Origin of the sequence: Mycoplasma sp. CSL7491-lung, from assembly GCF_018913965.1 — a bacterium.
In the GTDB taxonomy this organism is placed as follows: domain Bacteria; phylum Bacillota_I; class Bacilli_A; order Mycoplasmatales; family Metamycoplasmataceae; genus Mycoplasmopsis.
This window is the reverse complement of the sequence record NZ_JAHMHG010000001.1, coordinates 48,720-74,887: the sequence shown is the minus strand read 5'-3', so window position 1 is coordinate 74,887 and position 26,168 is coordinate 48,720. Positions and strand designations below refer to the sequence as shown.

Genomic DNA, 26,168 nt, shown 5'->3' with positions numbered 1-26,168 from the left:
AATAAGAATTTAATTAAACAAAATTAACTCTTAATAAAAATTAACATCTATTTTTTGATGTTAATTTTTGAAATTTAATTAGCATATTTTGCTACTTTGTTCATTCTTTAACTTGTTCTTTAGTTCCTAGAACATAGTGGTTTTTGTCTTCTATTTGTTGAACATATGGAATGTTAGGGAACACTTGATCTTTCATATATGAAAGTTCGAATTTAACTCCTTTGAATTTTTCATTTGCATTCGAAATTTTTGGAATAGCTTTAAATAAATTAATTGTGTATGGGTGTAATGGTTTTTTGTAAATTTCTTCAGTTTTACCCGATTCAACAATTTTACCTAAGTGCATAATTTGAACTCTATCAGCAATATATTCAATCATAGATAAATCGTGAGCGATGAAGATCATACCAATGTTTTTCTCTCTACATAGGTCTTTTAATAAGTTAACAACTTGGGCTTGAATTGAGATATCAAGTGATGCTATTGGCTCATCGGCAACAATAACTTTTGGTTCTGTGATTAAAGCACGAGCAATAACAATCCTTTGCCTTTGGCCTCCACTAAATTCATGTGGATAACGATAAGCAAATTGTTTTAATAAACCGACATCTTCTAGACTCTTATAAATAGCAACCCTTGTTAATAATTTATTTAATTTAAATAATTTATAAGGTAATGTTGCTTTTTCTAAAACGTATGAATATCACTTATTTTTTGATAATAATTCAAATTTAGAAATCCCCATTAGTATATATATATTATTTAAATCTTTATTTAAATATTTTGACTCTATATAGAATGAATTATTACTATTCCATTTCGTTTCAACATTTGTTTGATAAACTTTAAGTTCAACTTGATGTTGTTTAATTTTATCCTTAATTTTTTCGATTTGTAACTTATTTTTATTATCAACTTTGGATAAATTATCTTTTAATTTTTTAACTGTATTTTCATGATAGTACTTAACAAATTGTTTATGTATTTGATTAAATTTACTATCATATATTTTCTCTTGATCTTTAATCTCTTTGAGAAGTAATTCTTGTTGTTGAATTTCATCGTTTATTTTTAAAATTCTATTTTTATACTCAATAACATATTTAGATAATTCATCATCAGCCACTTTTTTAGCTTCTAAATATTCTTTTTTAGATTCTTCAAGTTCATTAATTTTTTCTTTGAATTCAAATTCTTTTTTAGGAGAAACAAAGAAATTTTTAATTGTGCTTTTTAAACTTGAATATAATTCTTTAAACGATTCCTTAACACTTTTAAAAGTATCTTGTTTTATTTTTGCTGAAGTTTCTAAATATTGTTTAATATCTAGTTTAAATTCATCATTAATAAAAGTGCGTATTTTATTTTTATATTTTGATAAAGAATCAAAGTCGTATGGTTCAAATTTTAAATAATTTACGAAAAATTCTCTAGAATCATCTTCAATTTGATAAATCAACTCTTGTAATGATTCGTAGTTTAAAAATGCTAATTTAGATCTATTTTTTTTAAATAATTTATATACATGTCTATTCAATTCATATAATTTAATTTTATATGCAAAAATATCTATGTAAGGACTTGAATAAGCTTCGTTAAATAGTAATTTAGCTTCATTTTTTAATTCGCTGGCAAGATTTTTAGTAGAATTATTAGAATCAACATAAACTTCCCTTGCGGTTGCTAAATTTTCCTTAAATTTAACTCAATTCTCTTTAGTTAAATTTTTATATTTATAATAGGACTCTGTTTTTTTTGTTAATTGTTTTGCTAAAATAAATCTATTTTTAGCTTTTTTAAGATTTTCTTCATCGAAATCTATTTCTTCATTTCTAAAATTTAATTGTTTGCTTTTATAAAAATTTAAAAGTTTTTCTGTATTTGCATATAGACTATTTATTATTTTTGAATTAATTTTATTTTTTTCATCTAAATATGAAAAATATGAATTATATAAATCATCATAAGAATCGTTTGCTTGATCCTTAAATTCAATTTTATCTAGTCTTTTAGATCATTTTTTCATGAAAGGACTAGATAGGTTAGTATTTATTTTTAAATTCTCAAGTTTTAATTTAAGAGAATATTCTAAAAAAGTGTAATGGAAATTATTTTTAATTTCGCTTCAATCAATTCTAATATCCTTGATTTTATTTTTGATAATTCCATTAACAACAAGTGGTTCTTTTAAAATAGAAAAAATTGTATTTTGTCCATTTAATGAAGCCATTGGGTCCTGAAAAATCATTTGAATATTTTTATGTAAAAACTTATTTGTTTTACGTGTTATTTTCTTACCCGAAATTAATTTACCATCTAAACGAACGAAACCGTTAAAATCATCATATAAACGTAATAATGAACGACCAATAGTTGTTTTACCAGAACCTGATTCACCAATTAAACCTACTATTTCACCTTCTTTAAGGTCAAAAGAAACATCATCGACAGCTTTATTAACAATATTTTTATTTCTAAAAAACTTTTTTAAGTTATGAATTTCTAAAATCGATCTATTATTTTCTTTCATCTGAAAATACCTTTCTAAAATGGTTTAATCTAGTTTCTAATTCTTCGCTTAGTTTAACTTTTGGCGCGTCTGGATGTAAAAGTCATGTTGCGGCTCAATGCCCTTGGCTAACTTCAAATAATGGTGGTTCTTTTATAAAGTCTAATTCAACTGCATAGTCGTTTCTCGGAGCAAAAGAATCTCCTAAAGGTAAATTATTCATATCAGGAGGTGTTCCTTTTATTGAATAAAGTCTATCGTCTTTATTTTCTGGTATAGCAGAAATTAATGCTCATGTATAAGGGTGTCTTGGGTCAGTAAAAATATCTTTTTTACTTCCTCTTTCAACTATTTTTCCAGCATACATTACATAAATATAATCACAAAATTTCGCGACAACAGAAATATTATGGCTAATAAGTATAATAGAAATATCCATTGTGCTACGTATATCTTCAAATAAGGCTAAAACTGACGCTTGGACCGTTGGGTCTAAAGCGGTAGTAGGTTCATCAGCAATAATTAAACTTGGTTTAAGTGCTACAACCATAGTAATAACTACACGTTGTTTCATTCCTCCGCTTAATGTGTGTGGATACATATCAAAGACCTGTTCAGCACCGTTTATACCAAATTTAACCAATAAGTCTACTAAGTATTTTCTTTTCTCGGAATAAGGCTTATTCTTTCAATCTTCATTTTTGTTTAAAGCGTCTATTAATTGTTTTCCAATTTTACGTGTTGGATTTAAAGATGTAAGCGGGTCTTGTGGAATATAACCAATTTTATGCCCACGTATTGTTTGTCAGAATTTTTCTTTTTTACTTTGTGTTAAATCAATTCCTTCGATTTCCATTTTTTCACTTGAAATAACTGCATTCTCATTAATGTTCAAAAATGATTTTGATGTAACAGTTTTTCCAGAGCCTGATTCACCAACAATACCAATTATCTCACCTTTATTTAGTTCAATATCAACACCACGTACTATTGTTATGAATTTATTTCTTCTTAATTTAAAACTTACTCTTAAATCTTTTATATCTAATAATTTTTCTTTCATAATTTTACCTATTTTGCTCTAATAACTTTTGGATCAAGAGCATCGTGCACTCCTAATGCTATAAAGTGTAATGATACTGATATTGATAATAGAATTAATGATGGTAGCAATAATACCCAAATATTTAATCCTGCTTCTGATGGTGCTTGAGAAATAATTTGACCTAAATTAATATCTGATTCTGCTTTAAAGAATCCTAAGAATGCTAATGATGATATTGATAATATAATTGATGGAATAGACTCAACAAATCCTGTTGCAATTTTACCTATAATTGTTGGTAATGCATGTCTATAAATTAATCTTGCTTTTGAAGCTCCAACAGATTTTGAAGCCTTAATAAATTCCGAATCTTTTACAGTTATAATAAATAATCTTGTTCTACCTACAGAACCAACTCAACCAATAAAAATTAATGCAAAACCTAATGTTAAATCTGTTGTACCAAATAAAGAAACAAATAATAGTAATCAAATAAGTGTTGGCGGAGCTGAAAAAATGTCAATAATACGCATGATTATTGTATCAATTTGACTTCCCACATGAAAACCTAAGTAAGAACCTATAGCGACACCAATAATTGTTTGAATTGTTGCTACAATAATTGCTAATCTAACAGCTTTTCAAGTACCTACTCATGACTGGGTCCAAATATCTACCCCACTAGTTTTTGTTCCTAAAATAGTATTTAAAAATATTTGTGGGTTAGCATCTAAAGCTTGTTTATATAATTCTTGATATTGTTCTGTAGTTAGATTGTTTGGTATGTTCGAATAGTTAAACACAATAAACGCACTATCAATTTTAAATAATTTATATGCATCGATATAACCTTCACCATTAATTGTTTTAAAAGTATTTTCTTTTAAGAATAGATCCCCAAAGAAACCGTTAAAAAATTTAGAATCGCGATAACCATTAACAGTATTTCTATAAAGATCTTGACTAATTGTATCCCCTAATTTAACATAATGATCAGAGTATAAAGGAGGTATAGAACTATCAAATGATGAACCTGAATTTGTTGCTTGTCCAACTTTATCACCAATTAAATTTAATTGTATTTTAGAAATACTTTCTGTCGCGCTATATTGTGAATTTACTGTAACTATAATTGAAATTAAAAAGACAACCAAGAATACTATTAAAAACAAAACTGAAGGTCAACTCATAAAAAATCTTTTCAAAATTTCAATTAAGATTTTTTTAGGTTTACCAGCTACGTTTGTGAAAACATTTGTATTTTTAGAAAATTCAAATGGATTTTCGATTCCGTTTAAAGAAACTTTATATTTTGATTCAAACTCTTTAGCTGTCATTTCTAACTCCTTTCATTTCTAATAAATTCTTTTTAAATTCTTTATTTCTAGTTATAGTTCTTTTAAGGAGAACTAAATTACTTTGGTTCGAACCTGAATTGTACTTAATTCTAGGATCTAATACAGTATATGATACGTCAACTAAAATAGATGTAAATATACCTAATGCTGTGAAAAATAATGTATTAAACATAATAATATTAATTTCACCTGTTGGGAATGCTTGTGCAAGAACTTGTGAAGTTCCCGGAACTGCTCAATATAGCTCTATAACAATACCACCACTAAGAAGTCCGATATATGATGGTATCAATAAAGCAGCAAGTGGTATAGAAATATTTCTTAAAACATGTTTAAAGAATATTTCTGATTTACTTAAACCTTTTGATTTGGCAATCAATACATGATTTGAAGTTAAAACAGTAATAATTTGATTTCTTGTATATGTTATATAAACTGATAAAGAACCCAAAGTAATAATCGCAATTGGTGGTAATCATGATAAAAAGATTTCGCCACTTGTATGTTCAGTATCTGTTGGTAATAAGAATTTTGGTGTTACACCAAATTTAAGTAAAATACTAATCAAAATTGGAGCAATAATAAATGATGGTAGTGCTATAAATAACAACGAAAACGCATTAATAGCAGTGTCAAAAATTGTTCCACGTTTGTATCCAGAAATAATCCCAAGAGCTATACCAATAATTGCACTTACTACGAATGCTGGTATTGTTATTATTACTGAATATCTTAAATATTTAAAAAATATTTGAGGTATTGAGTTAGCTGAAAATCTCGTAAAGATTGTTTCTTCAAACGGCAATCCAAACGGATGATCTGAATTGGTAAATAAATCATTAATTCAATAACCAAAACGAGCTATTGGATTTAATTTATATGTCATTCATTCATTTGCATGTAGATTATACTTACCTGCTCAATCAGATGGTAAGAAATGATATTTGACCGATTGCTCATATAATTGTATTAATTTTTCTACCGAACCACTTGATCCTGCTCCATCAGCTTGTCCAATTGCCTTTTGAGCAAATGGGTTTTCACTAAATTGAGCTACTAATAGAAATACTACAACTAAAATAATTAGCAGAGTCAATATTGCAAATCCGATACGTTTTAATATATAATTTGTCATTTTTTCCTTTGCTTATTTTAAAACACAAACAATTAACCACAAATTGGTTAATTGTTTTTTATATGTAATTTATTATTTAACTATTCTAATTTTTGTTAAATCAACATAATTTAATTGATCAACTGGTGAAATATAGTTAGTATTTAAAATTGTTGTAACAAATGAATTTTTAGTTACTGTTGTTGCTAATTTAACAATTGTTCCTTGTTGGTTAGTAAATTCTCTTGCTAATTCTAATAATTCTTTCTTTGTAAAGTGATCAGATGATGTGTCACCATTATTTAATCATGAGAAGAATTGAGCCGATATTGTGTAACCATCTTTGTATTTTTTAGAACTTAAATCTTGCTCTGTTAAATTAACTAATTGACCTTGTTCATCAAATTTTTGAGTTCCTAGTAAATCAGAAAGTTGGTCCATTTGTGCATTTGTTAATAATTTAACTTTACTTGGGGTAATTGAAAGTTCAATTGTATTTTTATTATGTTCTAAAAAATCACCTAATTTTTTTGCAGCTTTAACAATTGTTGGGTATGATACTTCTAATTTTGCTTTGTAAGCACTGTCGCCTAACACACTCATTAAGATTGGGAAAGCTTTACCCATTCCTCATGATAATCCATCAATTCCTGAACCAATTGATTTATAATCATATCCTCATCCTGCAGTATGAACTGGTGAAGATGATTTTAATCAATATGAATAAAAGTCGCTATCACTAAGTTCTTCGACATATGTTGCTTTTAATCTTGAATCTAATTGGTTGATTGTATCAATTTGACCTTTAACTATTTCGATATATGTTTGTGGATAATTTTTATATCTTTTTAATAATTTAAATTCAACATTTTGACCTTTGAGGGTTGGGTGTTCTTCATAGAATTTATCAAGCAACGCTTTCATTCTTTTTTGTAATTCAGCAAATGCTCCTGATTTATATTTGTCATTATCAGAAATACCGATGATTGTAGATTCACTAGGTTCTAATTCGTTTCCAATTGTGCCACCTAAATCTACTTTTTGATTTGTTTGATTATCTACAACAAAAAGTGTAGAAAGTAATTCTCAATTATATCTAGGACTATTATTTGTTGCACTTTTATCACTTGCATCACTGTTAATTGCCGAGTCGGGCGCTAATGTTGATAACCATGGAACAGCTTCTTCTGTAGGTGACATAACTGTTGTTATGTGAGATCAGTTAACAGCTGCTGTTAATATATTTCTAAATTCTTCGGCAATTCCAGTTGTTGTATATTCTAAAACATTTGTAGCAGTACCTGCTTCAATTTCAGAAAGTGAGTGGCCCCATACAAGTTGTGAATATACTTCGTTAACATAAGAATTAGCGCCATCACTATCTTTTGCACGAGGCACTAAAGTTGAAAATATATTTCCAATACTATGATCTGCGTTTAATGATTGTTGTTTATTAACACCAAATAATTTTGGATTTTCATTAACTTCTTTTTTACTTGATTCTGGTAAATTTGAATATGAAATAGTAGAAACTAAACCAGCTTTATAAGCGTTAAATTGATCAATTTCAAATTGTTTACCTTCTTTAGTTTGTTGAACATAAACACTTCTAAATTCTTTAACTGTTGTAGGATCATTATAATATGATTCCAAAGCATAGTGATTGTTAATTTTGTATGTGGCTGTATAGTTGTCACCATTATATCCTTCGTAGTAATATTTACCTGAATATAAAGTTGAATTTTCGTTGAAACCATATCAGTAAATACCTGATTTTTGAGCTAAATCTGTAGCTGCTTTAATTTGAGTCATTTTTTGCTCTTTTTCAGGTTGTTGAACTGTTGAATCTGTAGCAAAATCAGGAAGAGTTGCGCCTTGATTTACAGCATTAATATAAGCACTAGGCGCAGGTGCATATTCGTATGAACCAACAAAGTTGTTTGTAAATCATTCATAAACTAAAGCATCATCGCCACTTGTTGTAACATTAAAGTAACTTCTATTATCTTTGTTTGTTACTGTTTTTTCTTCGTTTAATAAGTTTTCTATACTAATTTTGTATAAATCGAATAAATATGAGTTTGAATAAGTATCTTTTTCTTCGAATAATTTAGCTCCATTTTTTGTATATAAAGCTTTTGATGCAGCATCCAGATCAGATGAACCACCGTGTGAACGTCTATATGAAGTATCATTTGACATATATGTTCTTAAAAATCCTAAATAATAATCTTCTGCACTCATTTTATACTGTGTAGCTTCACCTTTATTATTTACTCAATAAACATTATCTCTAATTCTTAATGAAACTTTTGTAGCTTTTTTAAGCTTATCGAAGAAGTTTTGTGAGTTAATTGAATTTTCGTTTGCACTTGTTTTTTGTACTCACATTGAAGAGTATAAATTATTTTCTAAATCAGGTTTTGGAATAATTTCTGCTTCATCACTATCAAAAGTATATTCGTGACCATCTACTGTTAAAACAACAGCATCAGCAACGTTCAATTCGTATGATCATGTTGATGGTCTAGTAATTTTTCTAGTTGTTTTTGTTATTGTTCCAAATGCATCTCTTTCTACTTCTTCTGAATATTCAGCTTTTCCTTCATTTTTCACTTCAACCAATTTTCCAAATGTTGTATCTTCATTTGATAATGAATACCCACCATAAGAACTACTTAAATCAAAACGTGATCTACTATACGAAAAAGGTGAATTAATATTTGTTGAATAAATTCCATTTCTTGCTAAAATATTGAAATTATTTGAAAATGATACTCCTCCTTTATTTTCTTGACTGCTTGTACTTGAATTGCTTTCCGAGGTTCCACAAGCAACCGCTAGTCCTAGGGTAGATAAACTAGCTAAAGAACCCATTAATAAATATTTTCTTTTCATTTTATTTCCTTTATATGATATATATTTTTATTAAATATGAAAAAAGCTTTGTATAGGCTATATAACCATACAAAACTTTTTTATTATTTTTCAATAATTTAAAGAAATGTAAGTCTATAGCACCAATGGTTAAACCAAAGAGTAGAAATCTTTTATGCTTTTCTACCAACTAACTTAATTGCCATTAAGCAAGTTTCGGCCACTATATCCTTTCATCAATATCAATGCTTGCCAGCTCAATTGATTACTAATATTAGTAGCTCCTCTATAGACATAACAGATTTCAATTTATACATTAAAATCTGTTATGCATACATAATTAGTACAACAAAATTTTAATGATAAAACTAACGAATGCGAATAATATTAATATTCATAATTTCGTTAATAATAATCATAAAGTCTCATTGTAACGCTTTTTTCATACCATTATTATACACGTAAAATAATTTTTTAAAAGTTTTTTTACAATTTGAAAAAATTATTTTTTAACTAAAAAGTTATTTTTTCAATAATAAAAAGGGCCTACACCCTTTTTAGTTTAGAAACCAAAACCGCCGAAACCACCAGTTTTTTTGAAACTTTTAGCCATTTCACTCATTTGCTTAACCATAGAATCAAAGTCACTTAAAAGTTTATTAAATTCTTGGGGTGTTCTACCAGAACCTTTCAATATTCTTTCTTTTCTAGAAGCTTGTCTAAGTAACCTTGGATTATTTCTTTCTTTTTTAGTCATTGATGAAATTAAAATTTGAAATACTCTCATTTTTTCTTCAGCTTTTTCAACTTGATCTTCATTTACTCTCGAAGATAAATTTCCTGGAAGCATTTTAAGTATTTTTGAAAATTTACCTAAATTTTTTACTTGTTTAATTTGCTCCATTAGATCGTCTAGAGTAAAACTTCCTGATAAAATCTTTTTAACCATGTTAGTCATTTTATCTTGATCGATGTTATCTTGAGCATGTTCGATCAATGACATAACATCACCCATTCCTAAAATTCTATCTGCCATACGTTCTGGATAAAATAAATCTAAATTACCAATTTTTTCTCCGGTACCTGTAAAACGAATTGGTAAATTAAGAATATATCTTAATGAAAACGCTGCACCACCTCTAGCATCAGAATCTAATTTAGTTATTATAGAACCTGTTAATTTTAATTTTTCATGGAATGTTTTTGCTACATTTATTATATCTTGGCCACTTAATGAATCCGCAACAAAGAAAATTTCATCTGGATGTGCAATTTTCTTAACTTCTTGTAATTCATTCATTAAAGGCTCATCAATAGAAAGACGACCCGCTGTATCTAGAATAATTAAATCGTTATCATTTTCTTTAGCGTGTTTTAGAGCATTTGCAACAATTTCTGAAACAGGATTATTAACCCCTTGTTCATAAAAGTCAGCTTGTATACTTTTAGCAAGAGTGACTAATTGTTCCACTGCTGCTGGTCTATAAATATCCGCAGCAACAACTAATGGCTTTTGAATATGTTTTTTCTTTCTAAAATAATAAGCTAATTTTGCAGTTGCTGTAGTTTTACCAGAACCTTGTAAACCACACATCATTATAATATATGGTTTTTTTTCTATTTTAAACTCTTGAACTTTATTACCTAAAATAGAAACCAATTCTTCATGTAAAATTTTAATAAATTGTTGAGAAGGATTTAATTTTCCAATCAACTCTTGATCAAGAACTTTTTGTTTAACGTTCTTTATGAATTCTTTTACAACTTGCAAGTTAACATCGGCTTCTAACAACGCCATTTTTATTTCTCTTGTAACTGCTACTAAATCGGCTTCATCTAACTTTATTTTTTTAGACACTTTTTCAAGTGCTTTTTGCATTCTTTTTTCTAAAAATCCTACCATGTTTTAATTATACCATTTAGATGTTATATTTTATGTTATTAATTTAGTTAGTTGATATGTATATTTTTTGCTTGTTAAGATAAACTAACAATAAATAGCGAAAATACATAATACCTTAATTTGAATAATAATGTGTTTAAATTATTATTTGTAAATTAGCATTAATTATCATTAAACCCAATAAATGAACATTAATAAAAAATATTTGCTTTAAATTTTTATACAAAAACGAAAACTTTAATACCTTGATATTGAACTTAAAAATATGCCTTTTTAATGTATAATTTAATATATGATTGAATTAAAAGTAGAATATAAAGAAAGAATAGATAAATATATCTCAAATAATACAAACATTTCACGTAATGATATTAAAATTTTAATTGATGAACATGCTATTTTAGTAGACGATGTTGCCGTCAATAAACCTAAATTTGTAGTTAGAGAAGATCAAATAATTAAAATAATGAAGGTTATTGATAAAGAAATTAATATTGAACCGGAACAAATGGAACTTGATATAGTATATGACGATGAATATATTTCTGTTATAGATAAACCAAGTGGACTAGTTGTTCATCCATCTCCTGGACACCCAAACGGAACATTAGTAAATGGATTATTGTATCATTTTAAAAATAATCTTTCAAATGAAAGTGGAGTTTTGAGACCTGGTATCGTCCACAGAATCGATAAAGATACTAGTGGTTTATTAATAATAGCTAAAAATAATCAAGTACACCAATTATTGGCAGAAAAATTTGCTAATCACGAAATAAATAGAAAATATATAGCAATTTGTGATGGAATTATTGAAAATAAAAAATTAAAATTAGACCTTCCAATTGGTAGAAGTGCTAATGATAGACAAAAAATGGCAATAACAAATACTAATTCAAAACACGCAATTACTTGAGTTGAAAAATTATCAACTTTCTACATTGATAAAATGCCTAAAACACTAGTTAAGTGCGAATTAGAAACAGGTAGAACACACCAAATTAGAGTACATTTAAAATACATTGGAAATCCAATTTACGGCGACCCTGTCTATGGTAAAAAAGTAGATGATTTCGGACAAAGATTACATGCTTATAAACTAGAATTTATGCATCCTATTACACAAAAGAAAATTGAATTATTTTCAAAAACCCCAAAAGAATTTAATGCATCATCATTCGACTTTGATGAATTCTTAAAAAGCGAAAGGACACTATAATGTTTAATCAAAATTGAAATGAGAAATATAAAAACATCAAAACAACCGATGAATTATGAAAACACGAAAAAAAAGATTTTAGAATTTATTTTATTTTGTACACTTTAGCAATAACATTGTTAAGTTTAATATGATTTAGTTGGTTTATAATATTATTAGTTTCAAAAGAACAATACTTATTATTAATAAGCGAGTCAATTAAAAATAATAAACAACTTGGAGAACCAATAGCTTACTATAATAGCGAGCTAATTCAACAAACTTTTTATACAATATCATTAATGGCTATGAATGTTTCATACATTATGTCAGTATTTAAGAGCTATAAAAACAAAAACTTTAAACATATTAGTTCATGAGTACAATTAATATATTATGGATTAGCAATTTGAAAAATAATTGGTTTTATTGTTTCGATAACACAAAATGCTTTTGCTACTATAGGTAATAATTATTTATCAATAATTTCATTAATTTTTAATATATTGTCTTTAGTGATATTTATGGTAATTATCTTCTTCTTGCATGGTAAATTAAATAAAATACAAAGAGCATTCAAGTATATTGAATATGTAAAAACAATGGAAGAATATCAAAAAGCATTTATGGAAAACATAAGAAGTAACAATCCTTTTGGACCTTCTTCGTTTAATACAACTAATTCATCTGAGGAAGAAAAAAATTCCAATAATAGAAATTCACATTCTAAAGATGACTATACAAATTCAGAAAATTACAAGAAAATTATCGAACTACCAAGAGAACAATTAAATGATATTGCTAAGAAATTAAATATTTTCGGCTATGAAGATATGGAAAAAGAAGAATTAGCCAAACTAATTTATAATATAACTAAAAAATAAAAATTATTAAAAACATCATAACAGTTGATTATGATGTTTTTAATATAAATTTCAATTAGCTTATTGGTCTACTTCTGTTAATTTTTTAGCATCTTCTAATTTAACACTAAAGAAACTTGTAACACCTCTTCTTTGCATTGTTGCACCGAATAAGCTATCTACTCTTGCCATTGTTCCGGTTCTATGAGTAATAACTAAGAATTGAGTTTGTTCTTTTAGTTTTTGTAAATATTCTGCATATCTAACAACATTAGACTCATCTAAAGCTGCTTCAACCTCGTCTAAAATACAAAGAGGAAGTGGTCTTGCTTTAAGTATTGCAAACAATAATGAAATAGCAATTAAAGCTTTTTCACCACCTGAAAATAGTTTTAAATTTTTAACTGTTTTTCCAGGAGGTTGTGCAAAGATGCTAATTCCACTTTCTAAAATATTTTTAGGATCAATAAATTCTACATATGCTTTTCCACCACCTAACATTGAACGGAAAACTGCATCCATTTCAACATTAACATCATCAACAATTTTAGTTAAACGATTGATAATATTATTATCTAAGTCCTTTATAGCTTCTATTAAAATATTTTTAGCTTCTTTAACTTCGTTATAGTTGCTTGTATATTCATCGAATCTTTTTTCAAGTTCTTCTAACTCAACTATAGAATTTAAGTTTACATTACCAATTTCTTCAATTTCATGTCTTAAATCATAAACCAATTCTTTTGCAGCTTCAACAGACATTGTTAATGGAAAATTATTTTTAGCATTTTCTAAAGTAATTGAGTAAAATGAACCTAATCTATCTTTGTGTATGTTGAATAAGTTTTCTGCTTTTGCTTTTGCTTTTTCCTTTTCTAAGAAAGAATTAAGTAATGTATTCAACATTTTTTGGGTTCTTTTTCTAACTTCTTCTATCGAAACTATATCAGCATTAATTTTATTTCTAATTTTTGATTTTGTTTCAATATCAAAATTAACTATTTTTAGCTCGTTTTCAAGCTCTATAAGTTTAGTTTCTGCAGAAACATTACCTTCTACAACTTTTTGAGTTTTGTTTAAATCCGAAAATTCAATTGTTGATTTGTATTTTTTTAACTTTTCAACTTCTTTTTGAATTTCAACTCTCATTAATGATTCACGAGTATCAAGAGAATTATGTTTAGTTTGTTCACTTTCGATTAATTGAATTAAATTATCTTTTTCTTTTCTTAAGTTTTCAACAACTTGTTTGTGTCCAGGTATGATTTCTTTTAACTGATTAATTTGCCCGTCTAAACCAATTAAATCACTTGCGATATCCTTGGTTCCACCGTGCATAACACCGCCCACTCTGATGATATCACCTTCTTTTGTAACAACCATATATTTTTTCTCAACTAAATTAGAAATTTGAGTTGCAACTTTAATATCTGAAACAACAATGATATTACCTAATAAAAATTCATTTAAAACTCTATACTTATCATCAATAGTAACTAAATCTTTAGCTAAGCCAATAAATCCAGGATTATTACGTAGAACTAATAAATAATCGTCTCTTACACTTTTTCCTTTTATAGACGCCAAAGGAATAAAAGTAGCTCTTCCACCTTCATTTGCTTTAAGATAATTAATAGCCTTAACAGCAACATCAGAATTTTCAACAACAATATTTTGTGCCGCTGCTTTTAAAATAACATCTATTGCCGGAATAAATTCTTGTTCAACTGTAAATAATTCACTAACTAACCCTATATAACCCCTAAAAACATGCTTGTTTTGAACAATATTTTTAGTTCCTTGGTGTAGGTTAGTTTGTTTATTTTTCTTTTCAACAAGTAATTTTAATCTTGTTTCAATAGAAATAATTTGATTTGTAGTGTTATTTATTTTACGTTCATAATCATTGAATTTTCTACGGTATTCATCAATAAGGTCAAATGCTTCTTTTTTTTCTTTTACAACAGAATTATAACTATCTTCAAGATATTTAATTTTCTTTTCAGCTATTGTTGCTTCTTCAATAACCGCTTGAATTCTTTCTTCTTCATTAAAGTTACCTTGACCATTTACTTTCATTTCTCTAATAAGATTATTTTCTGTTATTGTTTTATCAATAATTTGAATTTCTGTAGAAAGAGCTTCTTTTTTACTTGTTAAAGTATTAATCTCTTCTTCTAATTCAACAACTTCATCTCTTTTACTTGATATTTTTTCTTCTGATTCTTGGATTTCTTTATTATAAGATAATTTAGTTTCTTCAACCCCAACTAATTCTTCAGATAAGTCTAAATATATCTTTTCATTTCGTTCAATTTCATGTGCTAAATAACCAATTTCTACCGAACGTAATTCATCAACTTTTTCTTTGTACTTTTTAGCTTTTTCAGCCGCTTCTCTTAAAGGTTTTAGTTGTCTATCCATTTCTTTAATTTTGGCTTCTAAAATATCGAGAGAACGCTCAGAACTATCCAATTTTAAAGTAGCTTCGTGCTTACGTAATTTATATTTAGAAACACCAGCGGCTTCTTCAAAAATTCTTCTTCTTTCTTCTTCTGAAGAATTTGCGATATCAGAGACAGTCCCTTGAGAAATAATAGCAAGCGAACTTTTACCAATACCAGTTTCCATAGCTAAAGCTTTAATTTCTTTATGTAAAGCCTTTTGATCGTTAATAAAATATTCGTTAATACCTTTTCCACGTTCAAGAGAACGAGTAATTTTAATATACTCACTTTGAATAGAACTTTCACCTTTTCTATTATCAAATGTAAGAGATACAGTTGCTTTTTGCATAGGTTGAACTGTTTTAGAACCCGCAAAAATTACATCTTGCATGGAATCTCCACGCAATTCTTTTGAACTTTGTTCACCTAAAACTCAACGTATAGCATCATTAATATTACTTTTACCAGAACCATTAGGACCAACAATCCCAGCAACACCACCATCAAAACGCAAAACAATTGGGTCTGCGAATGATTTGAACCCATGTGCTTCAAATTTAATTAATTTCATTTTTCTCCTAATATTTATATAGCTTTTTTAAAGCATCCCTAGCAGCTTCGGTTTCAGCTCTTTTCTTAGAACTTCCAGAACCAACGCCATAAACAATACCATCTTTTATAGCTTTTGCCACAAAAATTTTATCATTTTCTTCCCTAGTTTCATAAGTAATATTTCTTTTATCTATGTTTTGGAAATATTCTTGCAATTGTGTTTTAGGATCTTTTTCGGTTGTAAACATTAAATTTTCATCTGTGACTAATTTTTCATTACTATTTACAACTTTATGCTCCATATTTTCTTTAATTAAATGTTCAAAAATAAAATTACTTGCAAATTCTATTCCTAAATCAATATAAATAGCTCCTACTATAGCTTCAAAAGTATCCGCCTTAACTTTTAATGAATTCTTAACCTCTTCTTCCATTCTACCATTACCGGTTCTTAAAATGTTGATTAATTTCATTTTATCTGAAGCTTTAGCCAAAGTTTTAGTATTAACTATGTCAGCTCTCAATCTTGTTAATTCTCCTTGACTTAAATTTTTAAAATTTTTAAAAATTAAATCTGATGTGTACAGTTGTAAAAAAGCATCTCCTAAAAATTCTAATCTCTCATAATTTGTTTTTTTTGTTTCATCTTTAGGATCGAAAGATTTATGTGTAGTTGCTAAAATGTAATGATGAATTTCATTAGGAACATAATAAAAATTTTTGATAAATCATTTAATTAATTTTTTAGCATATGATTCTGAAATTTTTAAATTATAATCGTTTTTTAATCCTTTTATAAAAGGTAATAATTTAGCTAATATTTGCTCGTTTTTTACTTTATCTATTTTAACTTCCATATTTAACCTTTTAAATGAGACATTAAATCAAACTCTAATGCATTTTTCATATTGTTTAGCGCCACTAAAACGGCTTTTCGATCGCTAGCACCGTGAATTTTAATTGCAGGAGCATTAACTCCAATAACTCATGCTGACGCAATATTTCTATAGTCGAAGGTTTTAGCAACTTTTTTAAATGCTCCTTTCATTAATAAAGCACCAATTTTGCTAATAAAACTACGTTGAACATGAATTTTTAACGCATCTTTAAAAGTTAACAATGCACCTTCATAACTTTTAGTAACTAAATTACCGCCATAACCGTCCGTCAAGGCAATTTGATATTTACCTTGCAATAATTCTCTAGGTTCTGAAAATCCAATATAATTAAAATTTTCGTTTTTTAATAATTCATGTGCATCTCTTAAAATTTGAGTACCCTTATATTCTTCAACACCTATATTTAATAAAGTAATTTTAGGCTCTTCAACTTTGTACATAACTTTATAAAACCTATTAGCTAATTTTGCTCATTCAAGGTAATATTCTGGTTTAGCTTCCAAACTTGCACCTATATCCAACATTAATAATATTTCATTTCTTATAGAATAAGCCATACCCATGAAAGCAGGTCTAGAAATATTTTCAAGTCTTTTCAACTTGAAAGTTAAGGAAGCTAAATAAGAACCACTATCACCACCTGAAATAATACCTTGAGCAATATTATTTCTAACTAAATCGATTGCTTCATTAATAGAAATATTTTCACGCATCACTTGACGTATATCTCTTGGGTTAGCTGATTTTATGTTATTTTGATAAATTTTGATGTTTTTAGGTAATAAACTAATATCTATGTTTTTAAAATCACCGACCAAGTGTATTTCAGTATCTGGATTATCTTTAACAAATATTTTTGAACCTTCTAAAGCTTCAATAGAACCAAAATCTAATCCATTTGCATCCAAAGCTATTTTGTATTTAAATTCCATGCTATTCGACTCCTATTAAATAAGAATAATTAGGTTGGCTACCATCAATAACTTGAACTTCAACTTCATAATTAGACTCAATATAATTACTTAATTCATTAGCTTCATTAATATTACCGTCTTCTCCGTAATAAATACTTACAAGTTGACTATCATCTTGAATCATTCTAGACACTAAATCTCTTAATGAATTTGTTATGTTTTTGCTAGAATTTACAATTCTACCATTTAATATTGTTAAATAATCATCTACTTTAACTTTTATACCATTTATCTTAGTGTTTCTAACTGCTTTTGTTATTTCCCCTGTTGAAACCAATTCAATCGATTCTTCCATTAATTCTTTATTATCTTCAGCGCTTGTTTCTGGGTTGAAATTTAAAATGGCACTCAAACCCTGAATTTGTGTTTTTGTTGGTATAACTATAATGTTTTTATCACGAACAACTTGAGCGGCTTGTTGAGCAACTAAAATAACATTTGAATTATTAGGCAAAATAAACACTGTATCAGCATTAACCGAATTAATAGCGTTAATTAAATCTTGAGCAGAAGGATTTTGGGTTTGTCCTGATTCCACAACAAAATCAGTACCCAAATCTTTCATTCTCTGAATGATTCCTGAACCTAAATTGCATGAGACAACTCCACATAAATTTCTTTTAGAATTTTCTAAATTACTTTTTATCACCTTAGCATTTTCTCTAGAACCATTCGCTTGAAGTGTCATATTTTCTGATTTTATTTTAATAAATTCACCAAATTCTTGAACAAAATTAAGCATATCTCCAGGTTTAACAGTATGACCATGAACCTTCAAAATATTATCATCATTTACAACTACTAAAGAATTAGCTATCATTTCAAGTTTCTTTGTAAAAGACTCTTTATCAAAATCTTTTGGTTTATCCAAATCAACTAAAACCTCTGTGCAATAACCAAATTCACCGTTGTAAACTTCTTCGCTACTTAAAAAAACATTTACATTTTCATTTTCTTCTAATTTAACTGGTCTACCATTAAAATATTCATTTACCCCTCAGAATATTTTAAACAAACCTTCTCCACCACTATCAGTTACTCCAACTTCACGTAAGGTCTTAAGTTTATTAGGAGTTTCGTCACAACTTTCGCGCATAAATTTTAAAAGTTTTGATCAAAATTCATTAATTGTAACTCTACTACTATCAAAACGATAAAACTCTCTTTCTAAATCTTCTGTTGTTTCCCTGATAACAGTAAGCATTGTACCTTCAACAGGTTTAAAAACCGATTTATATGCAGCTTCCGTTGCACCTCTAAAAGCTTTTAATAATGAGTCTAAATTTAATGTTTTTTTATTTTTACAAGCTTCTGCAAATCCTTTAAAAATTTGACTTAAAATTACACCAGAATTACCTCTTGCTGCAAATAACATGCTATGAGCTAATTCCTTAGTAACAGTTGCGATGTCAATATTTTTATCATATGAATTTAAAAGTTCGATTGCACCGTAAGCAGTTGAAGACATATTAGTCCCGGTATCTCCATCAGGAACAGGAAAAACATTCATAGCATCAATTTGATTTTTTGCATTTTGGAGTGCAGTTGCACCTGAAATGATAGCCTGCGCAAATTCATATCCGGTTAAATTAATTGTTTTTTTACTCATTATTTAACTCCTTTAACTATTATTATTAATTTATCTAACGAGATTTTATTTTTTTTAAAAGTCCTTTGTACTCTTTTATACAAATCAGTATTTAATGAGTTAACATTTACACCTTCTAAAATAGTTATAGCTAACTTAAAATTAAAAACATTTGGAGTACTTTCATAAGCAAAAATACGGTCGATTAGTTCTACATTATCATCGTCAATATCTTTTGTAATTCTTTCATCATTTGATAATTCATGAATTGCATGAATACCAGGAATTGAAGTGATTATTTTAAAAAATAATTCGCTTGCTTGTTTTATTTTCACTTAAAACCTCTATTCTAGTATATAAAAATAAGTACTTATTTAAGTATTAGTTATATTTTACAACATTATTAGTTTTTTAGTAAAATTTAATTCTAGTAAAATATTAATGTAAAAAGGAGTTTTTATGCCTATTAGCATTAAATTTGGAATAGTTTTAGAAGTGAAACAAATAGAAGAAAATGGATTTATAGTTTCATTTTTTACACGCAAAGGTATGTTAAGACTTTTTGCTCAAGGCCTAAATAAAATTTCTTCAAAAAATAGAGCTAATTTAATACCAGGTTCAATTGTAGAAATTGAATATTTTCCAAGTCGATTAAAAGATAAAATTGGCCGTCTAAAAAAAGTGACAATTACTCATTTTTTTGACATAACAAACAAGAAAAAAAATAGTTCATTTTTAAGAATAAAAAATATATTTTTAAACTTTAATTTTCCGAATCATTTATTTGATTCATACAAGGATTATTTTGACAAATTTAACGTTGAAAACTCCAATAAATTCGTTACTTTTATCTACGTTCAAAGTACCGTTTATTTTGGTATTGTTCCAATTTTTAATAAATGTAGAATTTGTGGTTCAAGGAAAAATTTAATTGATTTTCAAGCATCAGAAGGCGGTTTTATTTGTAATAAACACGGTCATATCTATATAAAAACTAATTTGGAACTTAATGCTTATTGATCTTTATTTCATAATTTTGACAAATACTTACAAATTGCAGATTATAATTTAGACAGAAAAATCAGATCAGAATTTTATGTTTTAATCAAAGAATCAGGACACATTATATAAAAATAAGTTAACACCAAAAGTGTTAACTAATATTTTAAATATTTATTTAATTTGTTAAACATTTCTGTTTCTTCACTATAACTATTTTTATATTTTTTGGTATATATATTATATGTTTTTAAATCAATTAATTTATCTTTTAACATTAATTCTAAATAATATGCAATAATCCCTTCGTTAAAAAAATATTCATCCTTATTATATAAATTAATTACTTCGGTTAATTCATTATAAATATCTTTTTTTAATTGTTCTGGATAATTATATAACTTAGAATTTTCTTTAAACTCTTCTTTATCCACAATTTGTAAATCTCTATTAGGATAACTTTTAATATCTAAATCATAATCGATAAATTTAATTGTATTATCTTCAAAAATGGGTCTTGAAGCTAAATTTGTATAATATGAATAGCCTAATTTTCTTTTGATTAATACAATAGTGTTATATAAACTTTCTTTAGGAAAGAACCAAATGGCGTCTTCCTTGTATTTTCAACCCTTATAATTTTTAGAAGTCTCTACAACCCTAGTTCCCTTTAACGAAAGAACTATATGCCTTTTATTATGAAAAATTATTTTAGCATTAGATCACTGACGATATAATTTTCCGTTATGTTTATATGCTTGAATATTAACCATTTGTCCAATTTGGATTTTACTAAAGTCTCATTTCATTAAGTGTATTCCTCTATTTTTGTTCTGTTATTTTCATCTTTTATCACTTTATATTTAGATAATGAAGTGTTTGTTGTACTAGATCTTTGTGATGATACTCATCTTTGTTCTGGTAATGTTATTTGTTCGCTATTCAATTCATCTTCTTCTACGATACCGTTTTTATTTAAATCAGTTCATAAATAAATTAGAGAATTATTTTTAATATTGACAAACTCTTTTGTTATATATTGAAAATAATTTTTATTTTCTGGATATAAACGATTTGCTATTTGATTTTCTCTATCTTTGGTATTTTTGTTAGTATTTGGATCTATCAATGTTGCTCCTTGATCAAAATCCTTATGACCAAAGAAATTGAATAAATCATAATATTCAATACCGATTGTTTTGTAAATTTGATTATTAGAATCTTTAAGTACTATACCACTAACATTTTTGTTATCTAAAAATCCAGTAAATTTTATTGTTTTTGCTTTTGCTTCATCAATTGAAACTCCATTAGAACCAACTCATTCAAAATCATTATCGAAATAAATTTGAGAAATTGTTTTACCATAACCCATTGTTTTTAAAAATAATTTATAAAAATCTTCTGACCTACTTTTAGTTTTATATTCAGGTAATTGACCAATAAGATATCTTCCGTTATAATTAACTCCTGTTTTTTCGGTATATTTAAAAGTTGAAATATCAAAAACCGAAGTAGGATACATTATAGCACTTAATCTTGGCTCGCCAGTATTAGGGTCTATTTTACCATCTTGAAACATGTATTGTCTTCTAAAGGAATCAAAATTATTCAAAAACACTTTACTTCAATCATCAGCATTTGCTGAAGGTGAAAAAATTAAAGTTTTATCCTTATTATCTTCTTTGTAAGAATGAAGACCAAATCAACCAATACTTGATTTATTTGTAAATCTATTTTCATATGCTTCGTTTACATGATTCATATTAAAGTACGATTCATAAGCAAATTTTAAATATTCTCTAGGTAAAAGTTCGGTCAATGAATAATAATATTTAATTTTAGAATAATCTAATTTAAAAGATTCGCTTGGAGAGTATGATAAATTAACATAATTTTCTGGATTTTTAAGATATTGTGGACCTGTTTTCGAATTAGAAATATTTCATAAATCGTTTGCAGAAAGTTTTCTATACATAAAACTTAATTCTGTTCTAAGAGCTAAATCAGGACCACCAAATAGAGATAAAGTTTCATAATCTATAAAACCTTTTTTGTCTACATCATAGTTTAATAAGTTGTAAAATTTATTTGTAAAAAATGCATTTCAATATTGTCTTGAACCATGGGTATGATTATCTTTAGAATTTGAATTAGGATCATAATAAATATCAATTCTTTTTTTATCATCGATATCATCGGTTGTGCTTGTAACTTCAATCTCAGGATCACTAAGCAAACCTGTTTCAGCATATGATGTAGCTCAATGATGAATATACTCATGGAAAACAGTAGGCATAATTCCGCCTATTCTTTGATATTCGTTAAAAGATTGTTCGCTTAAAATAGATCCATTAATATAAATGGTTTTTGTAGAAGGTATATAAAGTCCGTTTGCGTTTTTACCAATGATTTTAAAATCATTGATGTTAATACCATCAAGATCAAAAACTTCTGTACCAAATGGTATTTTTCTCTTAAACTCTTGGGCTAATTTAACTATTCCGCTTTTTCCTAGTAAATATCTATGATCATTTTGATTTGTATAATATGAAAAATCTCTAAAAAATATTTTTGTATAAGGATCTTGATATTCGTAGTAAAAACGTCCATCATTTGTCTTCATTTCCTTTATATCATCCAAGCTATCAATAGAGGTATCATTTAATTTAACCAAATCGTTATATAATTCTTCACTAGAAAGTGAATCTCCATATGATGCTTCATTTTTTAAAATAGGGAATAAATTAATATCGATAAGCTTTCTAGTTGAAGGTTCATTTTCTTTATTATCTTTTTGCTCGTTCTTTGAATTTTCCTCATTTATTTTGTGATTATCAGAATCATCACTCAAATCTGTTGGTATTTCGTCTATTGGTTTATTTTGGTTGTCGTTTTCAGAAATAACATCATTATTAGATGTATTATCATTCGAAACATTTGCGGTGTCAGTATTATTATTTGTATCTTTTGGAGCTTGATCAAATCCGTTATTTGCATCAAAAGTATTTGAAGTTCCATCGTTTTTTATTACGATTCCAGAGTCAGTTTTTGTAGTTTCTTTTGAATCATTCTTACCAAATAAAAAATCGATCGGCTCGCAACTTATTGTTAATAAAATTGGTGAAATTAACAATGAACTAGCTGCAATTTTTTTGATTAATGATAACTTATTTTTCATCTTTTTCTCCTTATTTTTATCGATATATTAATTATATTATTTTTTTAAAATAATAAAATGAGTATTATTCGCAAATTCCTTTACTTTATAATTTTCTAAAAAATTTTTATCTCTGTCAATAACTTCTAAAATTGTAAATTTTGTTTTATTTAATAATTGCATTAATTCTTCATAAGAATATAAATGCATAAAATCGCATAAATTATTTTCATTTAAAAAAATATGATCACCATAATTTTTTATTTTAAATTCACTACATTTTAGTACTATTTCATCTTTAGGTTTAATGTATGTATCCTCATTTCTAATAATTGTTGAAAAAATAAATATTCCACCAGATTTTAAAACTCTATATATTTCGTTTATAGCATCTATTCTTCCTTCTTCACTAGGTATTCCGGGTCATCCATTGAAAGAGAAAAGAGCATATTCAAATGAATTATTTGCATAATGTAATTTTGAGGCATTTGCTATCTCAAAATTAACATTTATATTATCGTTTTTTGCTAAATATTTAGCAGTATCAATCATATTAGATGAAATATCAACACCAAGAATATTAGTAAATCCTTTTTTTATTAGCCCGAATGTTGTTCTACCTGTTCCACAACCTATGTCAAGTAATTTGAAGTTTTTATTTTTGAAATACTTATCAAAAATAAATTCTTCAGATTTTCAAAGACCTATTGAAGAATTTGATTTAGCATATCTAACTACTGTTTGATCATCTTCAAAAACACTCTTATTATTTTCATTAAAATTCATTTATTTATTATAACAAAATAAAACTTGTTATTTTAGTATTTGAAATAAAAAATATTCGGAACAATCCGAATATTTAATTATTATTTGAATTAATCAACAAGTTCAATAATTGCCATTCTTGTATTGTCACCAAGACGTTTAGGTAATTTAATAATTCTTGTATAACCACCTTGTCTTTCCTTGTATTTTGGTGCAATAGTGTCAATTAAATGTTTGTAAACTTTTTTGTCTGAATTTTTAACAGTAATAGGTCTTACATAACTTGTAATTACACGGACATTAGCTAATGTAGGGTTTTTTGCTTTAGTAATCATTTTTTCAGCATGTTTTCTTAATTCTTTAGCTCTTGTTAAAGTTGTTGTTAAGTGACCGTTTGCGAATAATTCACTTGTAAGTGAACGCATCACACCATTTCTTCATTTTGTATTACGTGAATAAATTTGTTTTGGATTAGCCATATTATTCTTCTCCCTCTTTTAATTGTAAACCATGTTCTTCAAGTTTTTCAATAATTTCTTGTACAGATTTCTTACCTAAGTTCTTAATTCCTTCAAGTTCTTCAAATCTCATTTCAGCAACTTGACTAAGTTTTTTCTTACCACTTTTCTTAAGTGCATTTAGAGAACGAACAGATAAACCAAGTTGTGTAATATCTAAATCATCCTCAATTTGTTGTGGTTCTTCAACTTTTGGTTCTTCGAAAATTTGAACATCTTCCATATTTTCAACACCACCAATAACTCTAAATAATCCAATTAACATTTCTGAAGCATATTTTATAGCTTCTTTTGCAGTAATTGAACCATTTGTAACAACTTTAAATTCTAAAGCTTCTTCAATTTTAGTTGAATCAGAGTTTAATTCTTTAACATCTCATGTTACAGCCTTAATTGGAGCAAAATTAGAATCAACTGCTAAAAATTCAGCACGTTTAATATCTGTTTCTAATTTTGATTTTAAATCTTTATCATTGATGTAATTTTTATTTTCTTCTTCAGACATAAACCCACGTCCTACACGAAGAAACAATTCAAGATTTAATGCATCAGGTGAATTAACTGTAGCGATGTATTGATTTGGGTTGATAATTTGAACACCAGGGTTGCTTACTTCCATTGATTTAGCAGTGATTTGTCCAATTTCATTTGATTTAAGTTTAACCTTAACAATTTCATCATCAGCAACATATGATGGGGAATATGTAAAATTAACTTCTCTTAGGTTCATTATTAATGATAGAACGTCTTCAGTAACATCTTTAAGTGCTTTGTAATGAAACTCAGCACCCTCTATTCGTACGCTAAAAGGTGCTAAAGTAGGCATACTTGATATAATCATTCTTCTAAGTGCTACACCTAAAGTTTTACCAAATCCTCTTTCTAAACCTTCTAATATAAATGTTACTTCATTGTCTGAAACAACTCTAAATTCTGGTTTTTTTCTATATGATAATGGTTTCATTTTTTCCATATTTAGATTTCCTTTCCTCTTAAACTTGGTTTAAATTATTTTTTTGCACGTTCACGTTTTAAAATTCTTTTTGGTGGTCTTGTACCGTTGTGTGGAACTGGTGTTACATCTTTAACTTCAGTAACTGTAATTCCTGCAACTTCGATTTGTTTTCTAGCTGCATCTTTACCAGCACCTAAACCTTTCAATTCAACTTTAACTGTTTTAATTCCGTGTTCTTTAGCAGCTTCAGCTGCTGCTTGAGCTGCTAAACCAGCAGCATAAGGAGTCTTTTTCTTAGTTCCTTTGTAACCGATGCTTCCTGCAGAAGATCAAGCAATAACATTACCATTTTCATCAGCAAATGTAACAATGGTATTTTGGTTTGTAGAATGAATGTGTGCTACACCACTAACAATATTTTTCTTTTTAGTTTTACGAGCCATT

Annotated in this window: 20 protein-coding genes and 1 riboswitch; of the genes, 3 read left to right on the top strand and 17 right to left on the bottom strand. The window is 27.1% G+C overall.

The features are described from left to right. Nucleotides 1–91: 91 nt before the first annotated feature. From KQ876_RS04225 to ffh, 6 genes are all read right to left on the bottom strand, one after another. Complete coding sequence (locus tag KQ876_RS04225; RefSeq protein ID WP_205852302.1) at nucleotides 92–2,530, bottom strand: ATP-binding cassette domain-containing protein; 2,439 nt, start codon at nucleotides 2,528–2,530, stop codon at nucleotides 92–94. After that, entirely contained in the window at nucleotides 2,517–3,572 is a 1,056-nt protein-coding gene (locus tag KQ876_RS00285; RefSeq protein WP_205852301.1) for an ABC transporter ATP-binding protein, read from the bottom strand. The genes KQ876_RS04225 and KQ876_RS00285 overlap by 14 nt, the downstream gene beginning before the upstream one ends. Before the next feature lie 8 nt (nucleotides 3,573–3,580). Further along, the gene (locus tag KQ876_RS04220) at nucleotides 3,581–4,891 is read right to left on the bottom strand and encodes an ABC transporter permease (RefSeq protein WP_216489756.1); all 1,311 of its coding nucleotides are present in this window, start codon (nucleotides 4,889–4,891) and stop codon (nucleotides 3,581–3,583) included. After that, the gene (locus tag KQ876_RS00275) at nucleotides 4,881–6,047 is read right to left on the bottom strand and encodes an ABC transporter permease (protein ID WP_216489754.1); all 1,167 of its coding nucleotides are present in this window, start codon (nucleotides 6,045–6,047) and stop codon (nucleotides 4,881–4,883) included. The genes KQ876_RS04220 and KQ876_RS00275 overlap by 11 nt, the downstream gene beginning before the upstream one ends. Nucleotides 6,048–6,119: 72 nt before the next feature. Further along, the gene (locus tag KQ876_RS00270) at nucleotides 6,120–8,924 is read right to left on the bottom strand and encodes an OppA family ABC transporter substrate-binding lipoprotein (protein WP_216489752.1); all 2,805 of its coding nucleotides are present in this window, start codon (nucleotides 8,922–8,924) and stop codon (nucleotides 6,120–6,122) included. A 109-nt stretch (nucleotides 8,925–9,033) separates the two neighbouring features. Beyond that, a riboswitch (Lysine riboswitch) is annotated at nucleotides 9,034–9,200 on the bottom strand. Nucleotides 9,201–9,465: 265 nt separating this feature from the next. Then, on the bottom strand, nucleotides 9,466–10,806 hold the full coding sequence (gene ffh / locus KQ876_RS00265) for a signal recognition particle protein (protein ID WP_205852297.1): 1,341 nt from the start codon (nucleotides 10,804–10,806) through the stop codon (nucleotides 9,466–9,468). Nucleotides 10,807–11,098: 292 nt separating this feature from the next. Here ffh and KQ876_RS00260 point away from each other — a divergent pair, with 292 nt between their 5' ends. Beyond that, complete coding sequence (locus KQ876_RS00260; RefSeq protein WP_216489750.1) at nucleotides 11,099–12,025, top strand: RluA family pseudouridine synthase; 927 nt, start codon at nucleotides 11,099–11,101, stop codon at nucleotides 12,023–12,025. Further along, nucleotides 12,025–12,888: a hypothetical protein gene (locus KQ876_RS00255; protein WP_216489748.1), complete on the top strand. Its 864-nt coding sequence runs from the start codon at nucleotides 12,025–12,027 to the stop codon at nucleotides 12,886–12,888. Before KQ876_RS00260 ends, KQ876_RS00255 begins: the two co-directional genes overlap by 1 nt. A 60-nt stretch (nucleotides 12,889–12,948) precedes the next feature. Here KQ876_RS00255 and KQ876_RS00250 read toward each other — a convergent pair whose 3' ends face one another. The 5 genes from KQ876_RS00250 to KQ876_RS00230 are packed head-to-tail and all read right to left on the bottom strand — an operon-like array spanning nucleotide 12,949 to nucleotide 19,662. Beyond that, nucleotides 12,949–15,885, bottom strand: coding sequence for an AAA family ATPase (locus tag KQ876_RS00250; RefSeq protein WP_205852446.1), 2,937 nt, complete (start codon nucleotides 15,883–15,885; stop codon nucleotides 12,949–12,951). A 7-nt stretch (nucleotides 15,886–15,892) separates the two neighbouring features. Next, complete coding sequence (gene rnc, locus KQ876_RS00245) at nucleotides 15,893–16,723, bottom strand: ribonuclease III (RefSeq protein ID WP_205852445.1); 831 nt, start codon at nucleotides 16,721–16,723, stop codon at nucleotides 15,893–15,895. Between the two features lie 2 nt (nucleotides 16,724–16,725). Continuing rightward, nucleotides 16,726–17,697, bottom strand: a complete 972-nt coding sequence (gene plsX, locus KQ876_RS00240; RefSeq protein ID WP_205852292.1) for a phosphate acyltransferase PlsX — start codon at nucleotides 17,695–17,697, stop codon at nucleotides 16,726–16,728. Nucleotide 17,698: 1 nt separating this feature from the next. Then, nucleotides 17,699–19,348, bottom strand: a complete 1,650-nt coding sequence (locus tag KQ876_RS00235; RefSeq protein WP_205852291.1) for a DAK2 domain-containing protein — start codon at nucleotides 19,346–19,348, stop codon at nucleotides 17,699–17,701. Then, nucleotides 19,348–19,662, bottom strand: a complete 315-nt coding sequence (locus KQ876_RS00230) for a hypothetical protein (protein ID WP_205852290.1) — start codon at nucleotides 19,660–19,662, stop codon at nucleotides 19,348–19,350. Before KQ876_RS00230 ends, KQ876_RS00235 begins: the two co-directional genes overlap by 1 nt. A 124-nt stretch (nucleotides 19,663–19,786) precedes the next feature. Between KQ876_RS00230 and recO the strand changes: the two genes are divergently transcribed. Then, nucleotides 19,787–20,458 (top strand): DNA repair protein RecO, encoded by a 672-nt coding sequence (gene recO, locus KQ876_RS00225; RefSeq protein WP_205852289.1) that lies wholly within the window; start codon nucleotides 19,787–19,789, stop codon nucleotides 20,456–20,458. Nucleotides 20,459–20,484: 26 nt separating this feature from the next. Here recO and KQ876_RS03670 read toward each other — a convergent pair whose 3' ends face one another. The 6 genes from KQ876_RS03670 to rpsK all read right to left on the bottom strand — a co-directional run bounded on the left by KQ876_RS03670 (nucleotide 20,485) and on the right by rpsK (nucleotide 26,167). Continuing rightward, the gene (locus KQ876_RS03670) at nucleotides 20,485–21,135 is read right to left on the bottom strand and encodes a DUF402 domain-containing protein (RefSeq protein ID WP_205852288.1); all 651 of its coding nucleotides are present in this window, start codon (nucleotides 21,133–21,135) and stop codon (nucleotides 20,485–20,487) included. After that, nucleotides 21,135–23,507, bottom strand: a complete 2,373-nt coding sequence (locus KQ876_RS00215) for an MYPU_1760 family metalloprotease (protein WP_216489746.1) — start codon at nucleotides 23,505–23,507, stop codon at nucleotides 21,135–21,137. Before KQ876_RS00215 ends, KQ876_RS03670 begins: the two co-directional genes overlap by 1 nt. 36 nt (nucleotides 23,508–23,543) lie before the next feature. Continuing rightward, entirely contained in the window at nucleotides 23,544–24,272 is a 729-nt protein-coding gene (locus tag KQ876_RS00210) for a class I SAM-dependent methyltransferase (protein WP_205852286.1), read from the bottom strand. 89 nt (nucleotides 24,273–24,361) lie between these two features. Beyond that, entirely contained in the window at nucleotides 24,362–24,730 is a 369-nt protein-coding gene (rplQ, locus tag KQ876_RS00205; RefSeq protein ID WP_174893069.1) for a 50S ribosomal protein L17, read from the bottom strand. 1 nt (nucleotide 24,731) lies between these two features. After that, on the bottom strand, nucleotides 24,732–25,742 hold the full coding sequence (locus tag KQ876_RS03660; protein ID WP_205852285.1) for a DNA-directed RNA polymerase subunit alpha: 1,011 nt from the start codon (nucleotides 25,740–25,742) through the stop codon (nucleotides 24,732–24,734). Between the two features lie 35 nt (nucleotides 25,743–25,777). Beyond that, entirely contained in the window at nucleotides 25,778–26,167 is a 390-nt protein-coding gene (gene rpsK, locus KQ876_RS00195) for a 30S ribosomal protein S11 (RefSeq protein WP_174893071.1), read from the bottom strand. Between the last annotated feature and the right edge of the window lies 1 nt (nucleotide 26,168).